This is a genomic window from Microbacterium sp. GXS0129 (assembly GCF_044769785.1).
GTDB lineage: Bacteria > Actinomycetota > Actinomycetes > Actinomycetales > Microbacteriaceae > Microbacterium > Microbacterium nymphoidis.
In genome coordinates, this window is sequence record NZ_JBIZVZ010000005.1 from 137,952 (window position 1) to 154,554 (window position 16,603).

General features: G+C 65.6%; 14 protein-coding genes and 2 tRNA genes. 9 read left to right on the forward strand and 7 right to left on the reverse strand.

Annotation, left to right across the window (positions count from 1 at the left end):
- Positions 1-2,011 precede the first annotated feature (2,011 nt).
- The 6 genes from rsmG to rpmH are packed head-to-tail and all read right to left on the reverse strand — an operon-like array spanning position 2,012 to position 5,149.
- Entirely contained in the window at positions 2,012-2,653 is a 642-nt protein-coding gene (gene rsmG / locus ACIQJ5_RS14970) for a 16S rRNA (guanine(527)-N(7))-methyltransferase RsmG (protein ID WP_402845057.1), read from the reverse strand.
- 2 nt (positions 2,654-2,655) lie between these two features.
- Positions 2,656-3,153 carry a R3H domain-containing nucleic acid-binding protein gene (locus tag ACIQJ5_RS14975; protein ID WP_231091327.1) on the reverse strand — a complete coding sequence of 166 codons (498 nt, stop codon included), beginning with the start codon at positions 3,151-3,153 and terminating at the stop codon, positions 2,656-2,658.
- Between the two features lie 13 nt (positions 3,154-3,166).
- Positions 3,167-4,312: a membrane protein insertase YidC gene (gene yidC, locus ACIQJ5_RS14980; RefSeq protein WP_231091326.1), complete on the reverse strand. Its 1,146-nt coding sequence runs from the start codon at positions 4,310-4,312 to the stop codon at positions 3,167-3,169.
- Positions 4,309-4,671, reverse strand: a complete 363-nt coding sequence (gene yidD / locus ACIQJ5_RS14985; RefSeq protein ID WP_231091325.1) for a membrane protein insertion efficiency factor YidD — start codon at positions 4,669-4,671, stop codon at positions 4,309-4,311. The genes yidC and yidD overlap by 4 nt, the downstream gene beginning before the upstream one ends.
- Complete coding sequence (rnpA, locus tag ACIQJ5_RS14990) at positions 4,668-5,003, reverse strand: ribonuclease P protein component (protein WP_231091324.1); 336 nt, start codon at positions 5,001-5,003, stop codon at positions 4,668-4,670. Before rnpA ends, yidD begins: the two co-directional genes overlap by 4 nt.
- Before the next feature lie 8 nt (positions 5,004-5,011).
- The gene (gene rpmH, locus ACIQJ5_RS14995; RefSeq protein ID WP_067196091.1) at positions 5,012-5,149 is read right to left on the reverse strand and encodes a 50S ribosomal protein L34; all 138 of its coding nucleotides are present in this window, start codon (positions 5,147-5,149) and stop codon (positions 5,012-5,014) included.
- 316 nt (positions 5,150-5,465) lie between these two features.
- Here rpmH and dnaA point away from each other — a divergent pair, with 316 nt between their 5' ends.
- The 7 genes from dnaA to ACIQJ5_RS15030 all read left to right on the forward strand — a co-directional run bounded on the left by dnaA (position 5,466) and on the right by ACIQJ5_RS15030 (position 15,520).
- The gene (dnaA, locus tag ACIQJ5_RS15000) at positions 5,466-6,869 is read left to right on the forward strand and encodes a chromosomal replication initiator protein DnaA (RefSeq protein ID WP_231091323.1); all 1,404 of its coding nucleotides are present in this window, start codon (positions 5,466-5,468) and stop codon (positions 6,867-6,869) included.
- Positions 6,870-7,474: 605 nt separating this feature from the next.
- Positions 7,475-8,617 (forward strand): DNA polymerase III subunit beta, encoded by a 1,143-nt coding sequence (gene dnaN, locus ACIQJ5_RS15005; protein ID WP_231091322.1) that lies wholly within the window; start codon positions 7,475-7,477, stop codon positions 8,615-8,617.
- An 84-nt stretch (positions 8,618-8,701) separates the two neighbouring features.
- On the forward strand, positions 8,702-9,877 hold the full coding sequence (gene recF, locus ACIQJ5_RS15010) for a DNA replication/repair protein RecF (protein WP_231091321.1): 1,176 nt from the start codon (positions 8,702-8,704) through the stop codon (positions 9,875-9,877).
- A complete protein-coding gene (locus ACIQJ5_RS15015; protein WP_231091320.1) occupies positions 9,870-10,352 on the forward strand; it encodes a DUF721 domain-containing protein in 483 nt (160 codons plus the stop codon). Before recF ends, ACIQJ5_RS15015 begins: the two co-directional genes overlap by 8 nt.
- Positions 10,353-10,471: 119 nt before the next feature.
- Positions 10,472-12,523 (forward strand): DNA topoisomerase (ATP-hydrolyzing) subunit B, encoded by a 2,052-nt coding sequence (gene gyrB / locus ACIQJ5_RS15020; protein WP_231091319.1) that lies wholly within the window; start codon positions 10,472-10,474, stop codon positions 12,521-12,523.
- A gap of 58 nt (positions 12,524-12,581) precedes the next feature.
- Positions 12,582-15,122 carry a DNA gyrase subunit A gene (gyrA, locus tag ACIQJ5_RS15025; protein WP_231091318.1) on the forward strand — a complete coding sequence of 847 codons (2,541 nt, stop codon included), beginning with the start codon at positions 12,582-12,584 and terminating at the stop codon, positions 15,120-15,122.
- The gene (locus ACIQJ5_RS15030) at positions 15,119-15,520 is read left to right on the forward strand and encodes a DUF3566 domain-containing protein (protein ID WP_231091317.1); all 402 of its coding nucleotides are present in this window, start codon (positions 15,119-15,121) and stop codon (positions 15,518-15,520) included. The genes gyrA and ACIQJ5_RS15030 overlap by 4 nt, the downstream gene beginning before the upstream one ends.
- A 68-nt stretch (positions 15,521-15,588) precedes the next feature.
- Here ACIQJ5_RS15030 and ACIQJ5_RS15035 read toward each other — a convergent pair whose 3' ends face one another.
- Positions 15,589-16,308: a VIT family protein gene (locus ACIQJ5_RS15035; protein ID WP_402845062.1), complete on the reverse strand. Its 720-nt coding sequence runs from the start codon at positions 16,306-16,308 to the stop codon at positions 15,589-15,591.
- 119 nt (positions 16,309-16,427) lie between these two features.
- Here ACIQJ5_RS15035 and ACIQJ5_RS15040 point away from each other — a divergent pair.
- Positions 16,428-16,501, forward strand: a tRNA-Ile gene (locus tag ACIQJ5_RS15040).
- A gap of 12 nt (positions 16,502-16,513) precedes the next feature.
- A tRNA-Ala gene (locus ACIQJ5_RS15045) sits at positions 16,514-16,586 on the forward strand.
- The last annotated feature ends 17 nt before the right edge of the window (positions 16,587-16,603 follow it).

Genomic DNA, 16,603 nt, shown 5'->3' on the forward strand with positions numbered 1-16,603 from the left:
CGGCACCGCCTGTGGTGTGTCACGTGAAGCACCACAGACGAGGAGCAGCGTCACTGCGCGGAGCCAGAGTGCCGCACTGCGACAAACGTCAACTGACTGGGGACCACCGTGGCCGCGTGCGCCACGGCCGTGAGCCCCAAAGGAGGACGTCCATGCGCCGCGGAACCACCACTGTTGAGTGGTTCCACGTGAAACACACGTTTCACCGGAAACTCAACGCACGGCGTAACGGCGCATGAGCGAGTTGACGAGGCTGTCACTGCTCCCTGAAGACGGCTGATCACCTCGGCGGGCATCTCACCTCGTCCGGCGTGTTTCACGTGGAACAACGTCCCAGGGCGACATCCGGCACTCGGGAGGAGGCGAGATCGCTCAATCATGACCGGCCTACGAGGACTGCCGCATACGCGCCGCAGTCAGATCCCCATCACGAGCAGGCCAAGGGAGGCGGGTAAGGACGCGGCATGCCATACCAGGGGGGCTGCTTACGAGATCAACGCCACCCTTCGAGACGAGGGGAACAGGGCCGGGGGTCGCGCCACCCGCCGACGATAGCTGACTGTCGAACGAGCAGCACCCGCCGGTCAGAAGTGAAGTCCAGATACTCGCCCAACGACCCTGCACAGTGGCCGTCGCGCCAGGAAGTACCGCGCGAGAACCGGTATCGGCGCGGGTTCATCTACGCAGCGTCAGTCCCACAACGAACGCTGGCTACGTGCGGGTGATCAGCACACCGGACCAGATCACGTAAACACAGCCCGCCAAACGCCTCGGCTCCAAGCGAAATCCCGCAATGGCGCCGGTACTAATCTCGGTCCTCAGCGTCCAACGACGCCAGGCACCGGCCAGCAGGCCGCGAACGCCGCATGAGGGGCACGTGTGCGTCGAAGTCAGACCGCAAGAACCACACGGTGGGCACCTAGCGCCAGACCCAGACCCAGCCGCACACCCAGCCCCAGGGCCAGCCCCAGCCCCAGCCTCAGCCCCAGACGCAGCCCCAGACGCAGACGGCCAGACAACAGGCAACAGGCAACAAGCAACAAGCAACAAGCAACAAGCAACAAGCAACCAGCAACCAGCAACCAGCAACCAGCAACCAGCAACCAGCAACCAGCAACCAGACACTGTGCCCCATAGCCCGACATCCGGAACACGGAAGCGCATGCGCCCGGAACCAGGATCGCGGCACCAAGCGCGCGAGCTGAGGAGACGCCGGGACCGAGCTCACCGGTCAATGGTGATCCGCTTCGCCAGCCCGCGAGTGAGGGGAGAGCTGACCGTATGAGCCTGGCAACCGCCGGCGGCCCGGGAGGGAACTGCGGATGAATCACGAGCAGGAGGATGTCAGGGAAAGCTCTCCATTCCAGGCCATCCGCCAGTCACACACCACGATGTCGCTGCACCCAGCCACCTCGGGAGCGCGCCATCCACGAGCCCCGACTACCCGACTACCAGAGCCCAGCGCTCACCGCGGGCCTCCGGCAGACCTCGTGGCGAACGGTAGCCAGGAGAGGCCAACCAGCCACGAACCACGAACCCAGCGGGCACATCCTCCCGGACTGCGCACCCCGTGCGACTGGCAGCACAAGGTGTGAGGGATGGTGTCCATGCTCCAGAACACGGCACCCGCGCCGCCTGCCCGTCGAGAACGGCAGCCGCGCCAAGCCTGAAACGTGTATAAATCATGTGCGGAGCGAGCACCGAGCACCGAGCACCAAGCACCAAGCACCAAGCACCAAGCACCGAGCACCGAGCACCGAGCACCGAGCACCGAGCACCGAGCACCGAGCACCGAGCACCGAGCACCGAGCACCGAGCACCGAGCACCGAGCACCGAGCACCGAAGGATCAACTCACGCCGACGGTCGATGAGTCAACCCGCGAACGCGAAGACACGAACCGGGCCGAAATGCCCCCGATCACGGTGGACCCCAGGTCCACTCACATCACAAATCGCGGAGAATCGCTCTCACAGCGCGAGAACGAAGGGAAACCAGATTTGATCAGGGGTTTATCGGACGGTGGCTCGAACGACGCGAGTCGTTTCCGTCAGCACGTCCTCGCCGAGCACCTCGACGCGTACATCTGACAGCTTGAACTTGCGGATCGACTTCTCCGCGGCCGCGATCTCGTTCGGTGCGGAAGTGCCCTTGAAGAGGATGAGCTCACCGCCGTCGCGCACAAGCGGAGCGGTGAACGGAATCAGCGTCCGCAGCGCGCTGACAGCCCGCGCGGTCACCGCGTCGAAGGTGCCGTCGTCTCCGAACTCTTCACCACGGCCACGGAAGATCGTGACGTTCGACAGCCCGAGCGCCTCGGTCTGCTCGGTGAGCCACGCAACCCGGCGCTCCATCGGCTCGATGAGCGTGAATTCCAGATCGGGACGCGCGATCGCCAGAACCAGGCCCGGAAGGCCGGCACCCGAGCCGACATCGGCGACCCGTCCGGAGAACAGGGGAGCACCGATGGCGCTGTTCAGAATGTGTCGCGTCCACAGCCGGGGGAGTTCGAGCGGACCGATGAGTCCACGCTCCTCGCCCTCGGCAGCCAGGGCCGCGGTGAACCGCCGGGCCAGCCCGATGCGGTCACCGAACAGCAGAACCGCAGCGGCGGGCTCTGTCTCCACCACTGCGGTGGTGCCTTCGCCGGTCACGATCAGGCGCGGCGGATGACGGTGTGGCGGTCGGCGCCTTCACCGTAGGACTCGGACACGAGACCTCGCTCGGCCACGATGTCATGCACGAGCTTTCGTTCGTACGACGACATCGACGGCAGCGACGCCTGAGAGGCACCCTCGTCGAGACGTGCGATGGCGCGATCGACGAGAGCGGTGAGCTCGACCTGGCGGGCATCGCGAGAGCCACCGACATCGAGGATCACCCGCGAGAAACGTCCGGTCTTGCTCTGCACGGCGAGGCGCGTGAGCTCCTGGAGAGCCTGCACGGTGTCGGGGTCCGACAGTACGCGCAGCGTGGCGTCATCGGACTCCACCGAGACGTACGCACGCCCCTGGCGTACATCGAGCTCCAGATCACCCTCGATGTCGGCGATGTCGAGCAGACCTTCGATGTAGTCCGCCGCGATGTCGCCCTCTTCCTCAAGCTGGGCGACGGTTGCGGGCGTGCGGTCGTCGGAGACGGGGGAATCGGTCATGTCTGATCTTCTCCTACTTCGACGACTCGTCGGGACGTGCGGGTCGGGTCTCCGGGGAGCTCGTGCCCGGCTGCTTCTGCGCCTGCTTCTTCGCGCGGTTCTTGCCCATCGGCTGCTGGCGCTTCGGCTGCTGAGCCTTCAGGCGCTCCGCCTCTTCATACAGGCGCTGCTGCTCGGCCTCGTACTCGGCGATCGAGATGACGTTGCCCTTCGGGTCCAGCGTCTTGCCCTTGCGCTCCAGGCGCGCCACGCGCTCCTTCCACGCCTCCGAGCCCGGGGTCGGCAGGTTGCGGATCACGATGAACTGCTGCGCCATGGTCCAGAGGTTCGACACGAACCAGTAGATGACCACACCGAGCGGGAAGAAGACTCCCGAGAAGACGAAGGCGAACGGCAGGATGAACAGCATGATGCGCTGCATCTGGTAGGCCTGGCCGGTCTTGGCCTCGGGGGACAGGTTCTTCGAGATGATCTGCAGCTGCGTGATGAACTGCGAAGCGATCATCAGGATCACCAGGATCACCAGGATCGTGACCGTGACCTGCCAGCCCTCGGTGTGCTTGGTCCATGCGTCGACGAGCGAGTCGTGCAGCGATGCGACGTCGAACAGCTTCGCGTCGTTGAACTGCTGGGTGAGCTCAGGCGACAGCCAGAACACACCACCCTTCCCGGCGTCGGCGTGCGCCTTCACATCACGCAGCACCGAGAACAGGGAGAAGAAGATCGGCATCTGCACGAGGATGGGCAGGCATCCCGAGATCGGGCTGGTGCCGTGCTTCTTGTACAGCGCCATGGTCTCGCGGCTCATCGCCTCACGAGAGAGCTGGTCGCGCTTGCCGCGGTACTTGTCCTGGATCTTCTTCATCTCAGGCGCGATTTCCATCATGCGCCGCTGAGACTTGATCTGCTTGACCATCAGCGGCACCAGGGCGGCACGCACGACGATCACCAGACCGACGATGGACAGCACCCACGTCAGACCGCCGGCCGGGTTCATCCCCACCGACGAGAACAGCCAGTGCCAGGCCACCAGGATGAGCTCGACGACCCACTTCAGCGGCCAGAGGATGATGCTGATGAGGTCGAACCCACCACCCGCAGCAGCGGAAGAAGACGGGCTCGGCGTGGCGCTGGCCGCGGCGAACAGGAGATTCGTCACGAAGCGGTCCTTTCTGCGGAGGAGGGCACGACGAACCCACGCGTGGTGAGTCCGTAGTGGAAGTGCTTGTGGGGCCGGACGTCATCGACGCCGCCCAGTGACCAGGGGTTGCAGCGGAGAATCCGCCACACGGCGAGGGCCATGCCCTTCACCGCGCCGTGCTGCTGAACGGCACCCACGCCGTAAGCCGAGCAGGACGGGTAGTACTTGCACACCTCGCCGTAGAGCGGCGAGATCACCTTACGGTAGGCGAACAGGAGAGCCAGGGTGGCATCGCGCGGCCACAGCGGGATCGAACGGAAGAAGTCACGACCCGCGAAGCGCGCCGTGCCGGTGTAGGCCGCCGGGAGGACACTCATGATGCGCGCTTGCCGAGACAGCGAACGACCTCATCGCGCAACTCGGGAAATCCCGTGCCGGCAGACGACGGAAGGGCGCGGATGACAACATCCGCGCCCGGTCGCACGGAGGGCAGAGCCTCCGCGCAAATGGCCTTCAACCGGCGGCGCACAGTATTGCGCACCACGGCTCCACCCACCTGCTTGCTCACGATGAACCCGAACCGTGCCGGACGATCCTCACCGGAGTGGATCACGTACGTGACGGTCGACGGGCCCGCGCATCGACCTCCCCGACGGACGACCGACTTGTAGTCGGCGCCGCGGGTGAGACGATGCGGACGCGCGAGCACCGAGGGGGTTACGCCGAGAGCTCGACGCGGCCCTTGGCGCGGCGTGCCGAAAGGATGGCACGACCGGCGCGGGTGCGCATGCGGGCGCGGAAGCCGTGCTTCTTGGCGCGACGACGGTTGTTCGGCTGGAAAGTGCGCTTGCTCATAGTGTTAACTCCGGAAATGCTGTCACCCGGGATCACTGCGACCGGAGACGTGCGGACAAAGGCTCGTGCCTTAACAGGCACAAGTCAACCGATCTAGGCTACGTCGAGTGGGTGCTCCCGTGCAAACCAGCGGGCTGAACAGACAATTATCCCCAGGTGATGCCCAGTCGACAGCAGCGACGCGCACCGAGTTCCCACAAGGAGTTTGCTCTCGCCCGGCCACTCGTTTAGCGTGTCTCCAGCACGAGTTATCCACAGGTCCACCCCGACGTGACCGGCAGCCGTGCCGAGATCAGACCATTGGAGGGGGACGAACATGACGCAGCAGGAGATCCCGGACGTACCCGTCTGGCGAGCGGTACTCGCACACCTGGACACGGACGAGCGGGTCACCCCTCAGCTGCGAGGCTTCCTGAACCTCGCTGTGGCGCAGGGGATCATGGGCGGCACGCTCTATCTGGACGTCCCCAATGACCTCACCGCCGTCCAGATCAAGCGCATCCGCGCGTCGATCCTCGAGGCGCTCGCAACCGTGGACGCCCAGCCCGCCGCGAGCACCTTCCGCGTGGTCGTCAACCCGGAGCTGGAGAATCTGCCGCTGGCAGCCGCACCCGACGAGATCGCGCCGATCATCGAGACGCCCTCCACGCCGGCGCCCTCTCAGGCAGCAGTGCCCTCGTTCTCCTCTCGCAGCGACACCCGCCTCAACCCGAAGTACACCTTCGACAACTTCGTGATCGGCCAGTCCAACCGCTTCGCCCACGCCGCTGCCGTGGCAGTGGCTGAGGCACCGGCAAAGGCCTACAACCCGCTGTTCATCTACGGTGACTCCGGTCTCGGCAAGACCCACCTCCTCCACGCGATCGGCGACTACGCGATCAGCATGTACGCCGGCGTACGGGTGCGGTACGTGTCCAGCGAGGAGTTCACGAACGACTTCATCAACTCGATCGCGAACAACCGCGGTGCGGCCTTCCAGGCGCGGTATCGCGACGTCGACATCCTGCTCATCGACGACATCCAGTTCCTGCAGGGACGCGCGGAGACGCAGGAGGCGTTCTTCCACACGTTCAACACCCTGCACGACCACGACAAGCAGGTGGTGATCACCTCCGATGTGGCGCCCAAGCTGCTCACCGGCTTCGAGGACCGCATGCGCAGTCGCTTCGAGTGGGGACTGATCACCGATGTGCAGGCGCCCGACCTGGAGACGCGTATCGCGATCCTTCGCAAGAAGGCGCAGAGCGAACGCCTGCAGATCCCCGACGAAGTGCTCGAGTACATCGCCACGGTGGTCTCCTCGAACATCCGGGAGCTCGAGGGCGCCCTGATCCGCGTCTCCGCCTTCGCGAGCCTCAACCGTTCCAGCCTGGACATTACGCTCGCCCAGACGGTGCTGCGTGACATCATCGATCAGACCGAGACCAATGTGATCTCGCCGACCGACATCATCAACGCGACGGCGGCGTACTTCAAGCTCAGCGTCGATGACCTCTACGGCTCGAGCCGCTCGCAGGCCGTTGCCACGGCGCGGCAGATCGCGATGTACCTGTGCCGTGAGCGGACCAGCCTCTCGCTGCCCAAGATCGGCCAGCTCTTCGGCGGCCGCGACCACACGACGGTGATGTACGCGTACAAGAAGATCAGCGACCTGATGAAGGAGCGCCGTTCGATCTTCAACCAGGTGAGCGAGATCACCACCCAGCTCGGACGCCGCTGAAACGACGCTCACCCAGCACGCGACTCCGCCACGGGGCGACTGGGTTAACCGCGACGCAGTTAACCGCTGAGTTAACAGGTCCATCCACAGCGCTCACCCCCTCTCACCCCTCACCAACGGGCACACGCGGACGCTCAGCGCCCCCTCGTTCGCGACCTCGAAAACCGCGCCAGGGTGCGAGAAACCGCGGCACGCGGACACCTCGGGCCGCGACGACACACCTGCGACACGCCATGAAATCCCCATGTGGATAACCTGTGGACAACTCGAACGATACGGTGGGTGATTGTGAGCGATTCGGAGCAGCCTGTGGACAACTTCCGCGTTAACGCGTTCGCGCCGATCGTTGATTTCTCGGGGCTTTCCACCGCTCTCAACAGGAGTCCCGCGTCGCAATCCCTTGTCTCGACTGGAAAGCACTGAGTTATCCACAGTCTCCACAAGCGTTAACACTGTTAACCAGATCTCTCTCAATGAAGCCCGGTTCAATCACCTTGGGGATGGAGGGGGAGGGTGCCTGGCCGGGTCGAGGTCGGTCATGGACTCCGCAGACACGGGCACTACCATGGGAAACCCGGGAACCGGGATGAGCAGAGGGAGCGGTCGTGAAGTTCCACGTCAATCGTGATGTCTTCAGCGAAGCTGTGTCGTTCGTGGTGAAGCTGCTGCCGCAGCGCAACCCGCAGCCGATCCTTGCGGGCGTGCTGATCGAGGCCACCGAGTCGGGTCTGTCGCTGTCGGCGTTCGACTACGAGGCTTCCGCACGCACCACGATCGAGGCCACGGTGGACGAGCCCGGCACGATCCTCGTGCACGGTCGCCTGCTCTCGGACATCGCCAGCCGTCTCCCGAACGCCCCGATCCAGATCGCGGTCGAGGACGACGGGACCATCGTGCTCACGTGCGGTTCGGCTCGGTTCACCCTGGCTGCGATGCCCGTCGCCGAGTACCCCGCGATCCCCGAGGTCACCGGCGAGTCCGGTCTGGTCCCTGCGGAGGACTTCGCCACCGCCATCGCACAGGTCGGTTTCGCCGCATCGCGTGATGACGTCACCCCGGTCCTCACCGGTGTGCTGCTCGAGGTGAGCGGCACGCAGCTCAGCCTGGTCGCCACCGACCGCTATCGCGTCGCCGTCCGTGACATCGCGTGGGACGGACAGGCCGCCGACACCAGCGCTCTCGTCCCGGCTCGGACACTGCAGGAGGTCGGTAAGACCTTCTCCCACGGCGACACCATCTCGGTCGCCTTCTCCGGATCGTCGGACCGCGAGATCATCGCCTTCACCGCCGGCAACAAGACCGTCACCTCGCTGCTCATCAAGGGCAACTTCCCGCCGGTTCGTCGCCTGTTCCCCGAGCAGACCGAGCACTACGCGGTGGTCAACACCGCCGACCTCATGGAGGCCGTGCGTCGCGTGGCGCTGGTGCTCGACCGCTCCGCCCCGCTGCGCTTCACGTTCTCCGCCGACGGCGTCACGATGGACGCCTCCGGCAATGAGCAGGCTCGCGCATCCGAGACCGTCGACGCGACCCTCACCGGCGGCGACGACGTCACTCTCGGCCTCAACCCGCAGTACCTGCAGGACGCCCTGTCGGCGGTGCGCAGCGAGTTCACCCGCATCACGTTCACCTCCAGCGACAACGCGAACAAGCTGAGCCCCGTGCTCATCACCGCGCAGACGTCGGTGGAGGGCGCGAGCGGCGACAACTTCAAGTACCTGCTGCAGCCGAACCTGCTGCTGCGCTGAGCCGCGATGCTGACGCGCCGGCTCGCAGCGAACGGCGTGAGCTGCTCACGCCGTTCTGCGATGGCGCACGGAGATCGTTGACGTATGTTCGTGGAGCACCTCAGCCTCACCGACTTCCGCAACTATGAGCACGCGGATGTCCCGCTGGCTCCCGGCTCGAACGTCTTCGTCGGCCGCAACGGCCAGGGAAAGACGAATCTCGCCGAGTCGATCGCCTATCTGGCCACCCTCGGCTCACATCGCGTCTCCGCCGACGCCCCGATGGTGCGAAACGGCAAGGACGCGGCGTTCGTGCGCGCCCGCCTCGCGCACGGTGAGCGTCGCGTGCAGCTCGAGCTGCAGCTGAACAAACAGGGATCCAACCGCGCGCGGATCAATGGCTCGCCGGTCAAGCCGGCCGAACTGCCGAGATACGCGCACGTCGTGCTCTTCGCGCCGGAGGATCTGCAGATCGTCCGGGGGGAGCCGTCATCGCGTCGGCGCTTCACCGATCAGCTCCTCATCCAGCGCCGCCCGCGGATGGCCTCGATCATCGCCGACTACGAGCGGGTCGTCCGTCAGCGCAATGCTCTGCTGAAGTCGGCGCGTGCACGTGGTGTCCGGGGCGAAGGGCTGTCGACACTGGATGTCTGGGACGAGAAGCTGGTGACACTCGGCTCGCAGCTGATCGACGCGCGCACGGCGCTGGCACAGGAGCTGGCCGCTCCGCTCGCCGCGGCGTACACGGCCATTGCCGGTGAGGATCATCATCCCGGCCTCGGGTGGGCGCTCTCGGTGACCGGCGCTCAGCCCGAGGACGACGAGACCACCGCCGAATCGGCGGCCGACGGCAGCACCGCCGATCTCTTCCGCACCGCTCTCGCCGCGAAACGACCGGCCGAGCTCGAACGCGGACTCACGCTCGTGGGCCCGCACCGGGACGATCTCCTTCTTCAGGTTCGCGGACTGCCCGTGAAGGGATACGCGTCGCACGGCGAGTCCTGGTCGGTGGCGCTCGCTCTCCGTCTCGCCTCGGCCGAGCTCCTGCGCGAGGAGACCGGAGTGGGCGACCCCGTCCTGATCCTCGATGACGTCTTCGCCGAGCTGGACGCCGACCGCCGCCGCCGGCTGGCCGACCTCGTCGCCGACTACGAACAGGTGATCATCACCTCAGCCGTGGAGGAGGACGTGCCGATCGGGCTGCGCGCCCGGACGGTGCGGGTGCAGCACGGCACCATCATCGGCATCGATGAATCGGCACCGGAAGACGCCGATGAGTGACGACGAGGTCCCGGAGACGCTGGCCACTTATCTGCGGTTGCGCGGACTGAAGGCCCCCCAGCGGCGCAAGCGCCGCACCCGCGTGGATCCGGATGATGCGAACGCGCCGTTCATGCCCGGGCGTGATCCGCAGGGACTGGGCGATGCCCTGGCCGCGCTCACCAAGCAGGCGGGCTGGAACCCGCAACTGGCCCAGGAGGACCTCCTCCTGCAGTGGCCGGAGGTGGCCGGTCCCGACACCGCTGCCCACACGGAGGCGGTGTCGTACGTCAACGGCGTCCTCACCGTCCGCTGCGACACCACGGCATGGACGAAACAGCTCCAACTGATGCGCTCGCACATCCTGACGCAGATCCAGTTGCGTCACCCGGAGGCCGGCGTGCAGAGCATCCGTTTTCTCGGGCCGGACGTCCCCTCGTGGAATTGGGGCCCCAGAACGGCTCCAGGGCGGGGCCCGCGCGATACCTACGGCTGACCCACGTACGATCCCCTGCGCAACGATTCTGTGAGCGCACAGGCGCGTTCAGGGCGCTGGCGGACCGCTTTCTTGATAGGATGGAGGTTGCCTTTGGAAGATCTGGAGCAACCTGAGCGATGACGTCTGACACCCCTGAAAACCAGCCGGAGAACACGACCGACGCACAGGGGACGAACTCAACCCCCCGCGGCGACTACGGGGCCGACGCGATCCAGATCCTCGAGGGCCTGGAGGCGGTCCGCAAGCGCCCCGGCATGTACATCGGCTCCACGGGCCCGCGCGGTCTGCACCACCTGGTCTACGAGATCGTGGACAACTCGGTGGACGAGGCGCTCGCCGGCTACGCCGACAACATCGATGTGACGATCCTGGCAGACGGCGGCATCCGCGTCATCGACAACGGCCGTGGCATCCCGGTGGATCCGCATGCGTCGGATCCCACGAAGTCCACCGTCGAGGTGGTCCTCACCATCCTGCACGCCGGAGGCAAGTTCGGCGGCGGCGGGTACGCCGTCTCGGGCGGTCTGCACGGCGTCGGCTCGTCCGTGGTGAACGCGCTGTCGACGCGCTTCGAGGTGGAGGTGCGTCGGCAGGGGTACGCGTGGCGTCAGACCTTCAGCAAGGGCGGGGTGCCCGAGGGGCCGCTGGAGCAGGGTGAAGAGACCGAGGACACCGGAACGCACATCACGTTCTGGCCGGACGCGGAGATCTTCACCGAGACCACCGACTTCGACTACGACACGCTGCGCACCCGCTTCCAGCAGATGGCCTTCCTCAACAAGGGCCTGCGCATCGCCCTGCGCGACGAGCGCGAGGCCAGCGCCTACGAGAAGGACCTCGGCGAGGGCAAGATCGAGATCGTCCAGCCGAGCGACGTCTTCCACTACGAGCGCGGGCTCACCGACTACGTCGAGTACCTCAACCGGGTGCGCAAGGCCGATGTCGTCAACGACGAGATCATCGACTTCGAGTCGGAGAACAGCGAACGGAAGATCTCGCTCGAGGTGGCCATGCAGTGGACCACCTCCTACACCGAGAACGTCTTCACCTACGCGAACACCATCAACACGCACGAGGGCGGGACGCACGAGGAGGGCTTCCGCGCCGCGCTCACCACGCTGGTGAACCGGTACGCGCGCGCGAACAACCTCCTCAAGGAGAAGGACGACAACCTCACCGGTGAGGACATCCGCGAAGGACTCACCGCGGTCATCTCGGTGAAGCTCTCGGAGCCCCAGTTCGAGGGACAGACCAAGACCAAGCTCGGCAACACCGAGGCCAAGGCGTTCGTGCAGAAGGTTGTCGGCGACGAGCTGGGCGACTGGTTCGAGCGCAACCCGGTGCAGGCGAAGAACGTGGTCCGCAAGGCCATCGACGCCGCATCCGCCCGCATGGCGGCGCGTCGGGCCCGCGAGACCGCGCGCCGCAAGAGCGTGTTCGAGTCGGCCGCGATGCCCGACAAGCTCAAGGACTGCACCAGCAAGGATCCCTCGATCTCCGAGATCTTCCTCGTGGAGGGTGACTCCGCCGGCGGTTCCGCGGTGCAGGGGCGCGACCCGCACACGCAGGCGATCCTCTCCCTACGCGGGAAGATCCTCAACGTGGAGCGCGCGCGTCTCGACAAGGCGCTCGCCAACCGCGAGGTCCAGGCGATGATCCAGGCGTTTGGCACGGGCATCGGCGAAGAGTTCGACATCGACAAGGCCCGGTACCACAAGATCGTGCTGATGGCGGATGCCGACGTCGACGGCCAGCACATCACCACCCTGCTGCTGACCATGCTGTTCCGCTTCATGCGCGGACTCATCGAGGCCGGCTTCGTGTACCTCGCGATGCCGCCGCTGTACCGCCTGAAGTGGACCCAGGGCGAGCACGAGTACGTGTTCAGCGACGAGGAGCGCGACGCGCGCATGGCCGCGGGCCAGGCGGATGGTCGCAAGCTCCCGAAGGACGCCGGCATCCAGCGCTACAAGGGTCTGGGCGAGATGAACCCCAGTGAGCTGTGGGACACCACGATGAACCACGCCACCCGTACGCTCCGCCAGGTGACCATCGAGGATGCGGCTGCCGCCGACGAGATCTTCTCGGTGCTGATGGGCGAGGACGTCGAGTCCCGCCGAGACTTCATCCAGCGAAACGCCAAGGACGTCCGCTTCCTGGACATCTGATCCGGAAGCCCACGACGCCCTGCCCACGACGCAGAACTGACGAACGAAGAGAACGAACATGACGGACGAGAACGGCGAGAACATCGTCGACGGGCACGACCACGGCAAGATCGACCAGGTCGACCTGCAGCTGGAGATGCAGCGCAGCTACCTGGACTACGCGATGGCGGTCATCATCGGCCGAGCGCTGCCGGATGTCCGTGACGGCCTGAAGCCGGTGCACCGCCGCGTCATCTACGCGATGTACGACGGCGGCTACCGTCCCGACAAGAAGTTCTCCAAGTGCGCCCGCGTCGTCGGCGAGGTGATGGGTCAGTACCACCCGCACGGTGACTCGGCGATCTATGACACCCTCGTGCGCCTCGTCCAGCCGTGGTCGTTGCGCTACCCGCTGGCACTCGGCCAGGGCAACTTCGGCTCACCCGGAAACATGGGGGCGGCTGCTCCGCGATACACCGAGACCAAGATGGCGCCTCTCGCGCTGGAGATGGTCCGGGACATCGAGGAAGACACCGTCGACTTCACCGACAACTACGACGGTGAGACCCAGGAGCCCACGGTCCTGCCGGCGCGGTTCCCGAACCTGCTGGTCAACGGATCCGTCGGAATCGCGGTCGGCATGGCCACGAACATCCCGCCGCACAACCTCCGCGAGGTCGCGGCCGGTGCGCAGTGGGTGCTCGCCAATCCGACGGCCAGCCGTGAGGAGACTCTGGACGCGCTCATGGAGCGCATCCCCGGCCCGGACTTCCCCACCGGCGCGCAGATTCTGGGCACGAAGGGGATCCGGGAGGCGTACCGCACCGGTCGCGGCTCGATCACGATGCGAGCGGTGGTCAACATCGAGGAGATCCAGGGTCGCACCTGCCTCGTGATCACCGAGCTGCCGTACCAGGTGAACCCCGACAACCTCGCGGTGAAGATCGGCGATCTGGCTCGTGAAGGCAAGATCACCGGCATCGCGGACATCCGCGACGAGACCTCGGACCGCACCGGTCAGCGCCTCGTGATCGTGCTGAAGCGCGATGCCGTGGCGAAGGTCGTGCTGAACAACCTCTACAAGCACACCTCGCTGCAGGAGAACTTCGGCGCCAACATGCTGGCGATCGTCGACGGTGTACCGCGCACGCTGCCGCTGGACGGCTTCATCACGCTGTGGGTGGCGCACCAGGTCGACGTGATCCGTCGTCGTACGGCCTTCCGCCTGGCTCAGGCCGAGAAGCGCATGCACATCCTCGACGGCCTTCTCAAGGCGCTGGACGCCCTGGACGAGGTCATCGCGCTCATCCGCCGTTCGTCCACCACCGCCGAGGCCAATGAAGGACTCCAGGCGCTCCTGGACATCGACGAGCTCCAGGCCGACGCCATCCTGCAGCTGCAGCTGCGTCGTCTCGCCGCTCTCGAGCGCCAGAAGATCATCGATGAGGCCAACGAGCTGCGTGCGAAGATCGCGGACTACAAGGACATCCTCGCCTCCGACGCCCGCCAGCGCACGATCGTCTCGGAAGAGCTGTCCGGAATCGTCGACAAGTTCGGCGACGAGCGACGCACCCACATCCTCCACGGATACGACGGCGACATGAGCGTCGAGGACCTCATCCCCGAGGAGGAGATGGTCATCACCGTCACCCGCGGTGGATACATCAAGCGCACGCGGAGCGACAACTACCGTCAGCAGCACCGCGGTGGCAAGGGTGTGAAGGGTGCGCAGCTGCGCGCTGACGATGTCGTGGAGCACTTCTTCGTCACCACCACGCACCACTGGCTGCTCATCTTCACCGACAAGGGCCGGGTCTACCGCACCAAGGCGTACGAGATCCCCGAGGCCGGGCGCGATGCGAAGGGCTCGCACATCGCGAACCTCCTCGCGATGCAGCCGGACGAGCAGATCCGTCAGATCCTCGATCTGCGTGACTACACCTCCGCGGAGTACCTGGTGCTGGCCACTCGTCAGGGTCGCATCAAGAAGACGGCGCTCAGCGACTACGACACCAACCGTCAGGCCGGCGTCATCGCCATCCGCTTGCGTGAGGATGATGAGGTGGTCTCCGCGCTCGCGGTCAACGGCGATGACGACATCCTGCTGATCTCGCGGCACGGCATGTCGGTCCGCTTCACCGCGGATGATGACACGCTGCGCCCCATGGGCCGCACCACCGAAGGCGTCGGCGGAATGAAGTTCCGCGGCGATGACAGCCTGCTGTCGGCATCCGTCGTGGCGCCGGAGAGCTTCGTGTTCGTGGTCACCGAGGGCGGCTACGCCAAGCGCACGGCGGTGAGCGAGTACCGGGTCCAGGGACGCAACGGTCTGGGCATCAAGGTGGCCAAGCTGAACGATGACCGTGGAGATCTTGCGGGCGGCCTGATCGTGGCCGAGGACGACGAGGTTCTCGTGGTTCTTGCCAGTGGCAAGGTGGTACGCTCTGCCGTGGCCGAGGTCCCGGCGAAGGGCCGTGACACCATGGGTGTGGTCTTCGCCCGGCTGGGCAAGGACGATCGGATTCTCGCCATCGCTCGCAACAGTGAGCGGGGTCTCGGCGATGAAGAGGACGAGTCGAACACCGAGTCGTCCGAGACGTCCGGAGAGGGTGCTGAATGAGCACGGTAGCTGACAAGCTCGCCAAGAAGTCGAGCAACAAGTCCAGCACGAAGCAGGTGCGCCTGCGGCTGGTCTACATCGACTTCTGGTCTGCGGTGAAGCTGTCTTTCCTGGCAGCCGTCGCTGTCGCGGTCGTCACTGTCGTGATGTTCTTCCTCATCTACACGGTGGTCTCCACCACCGGTGTGGTGGACACGGTCTCCTCGCTGATCTCGAGCCTGAGCCCGTCGTTCGTCCTGAAGAGCTACCTGGGCCTGCCGCAGGTGATGGCCTTCGGTGCGGTCGTGGCGATCATCAACCTGATTGTGGTGACAGTGCTGGGCGCGATCGCCGCCGCTGTCTACAACCTCGCGGTCAAGGTGACCGGCGGCCTGCTGGTCGGCTTCACCTCCAACTGACCGAAAGAAGCGCCCCTTCCGCCGATGCGGAAGGGGCGCTTCTTCGTTTCCGGACCAGTCGGTCGTCCTCAGAACAGCCCCGTCGTCCCCAGCAGGGTGCCGATGAGCCATGTTGCGAGCAGTGCCAGCGCTCCACCGAAAACCAGTCGCAGCACGGACCGTCCAGGCGAGCTGCCGCCGATGCGCGCCGCGATGGTCCCCGTACTCGCGAGCGCGAGAAGCACCACGGCGAATGTCACCGGGATGCGCCACCCGATCGGGGTCAGCAGGATGGCGAGCAGCGGCAATAGTGCGCCGATGGTGAAGGCCAAGGCGGACGAGAGTGCCGCGTGCCACGGATTGACCAGATCATCCTGATCGATGTGCAGTTCCACCTCGAGGTGTGCAGCGAGCGCATCGTGCGCGGTCAGCTCCGTGGCCACCTGGTGCGCGGTCTGCTCCGTGAGCCCCCGGTCGCGGTAGAGCTGAACCAGCTCCGCGAATTCCTCGTCGGGCATGGTGGCCAGCTCCCGGCGTTCTTTCGCGATGAGAGCTCGCTCGCTGTCGCGCTGGCTGCTGACCGAGACGTATTCGCCGAGCGCCATGGAGATCGCACCGCCGACGAGACCGGCGACACCGGCCGTGACCAATGCGCCCACCTCCGCCGTCGCCCCAGCGACGCCCACCACGAGGGTGGCAACCGAGACGATGCCGTCATTGGCGCCGAGGACGCCGGCGCGCAGCCAGTTCAATCGCTGGCTGAGGCCGGTGTCGTGGGCTTCTCCGGGATGGGATGTAGGGGTGCTCATGTGTTCAGTGAACCGCACTGCGCCACGCCCGGGCAACGCGAAACAGCCGTGCAAACCCGACCGATTTCGCGTTGCGTCGATCTGTGGGCTAAACTCGTATGGTTGCCGAGCGCAAGCTCGGGGGTATAGCTCAGGCGGTTAGAGCGCTTCACTGATAATGAAGAGGTCCCAGGTTCAAGTCCTGGTACCCCCACTCCCTCATCTCGGGGCCTTAGCTCAGTTGGTAGAGCGCTTGCTTTGCAAGCAAGATGTCAGGAGTTCGAATCTCCTAGGCTCCACAGTTACAGACAGAAGC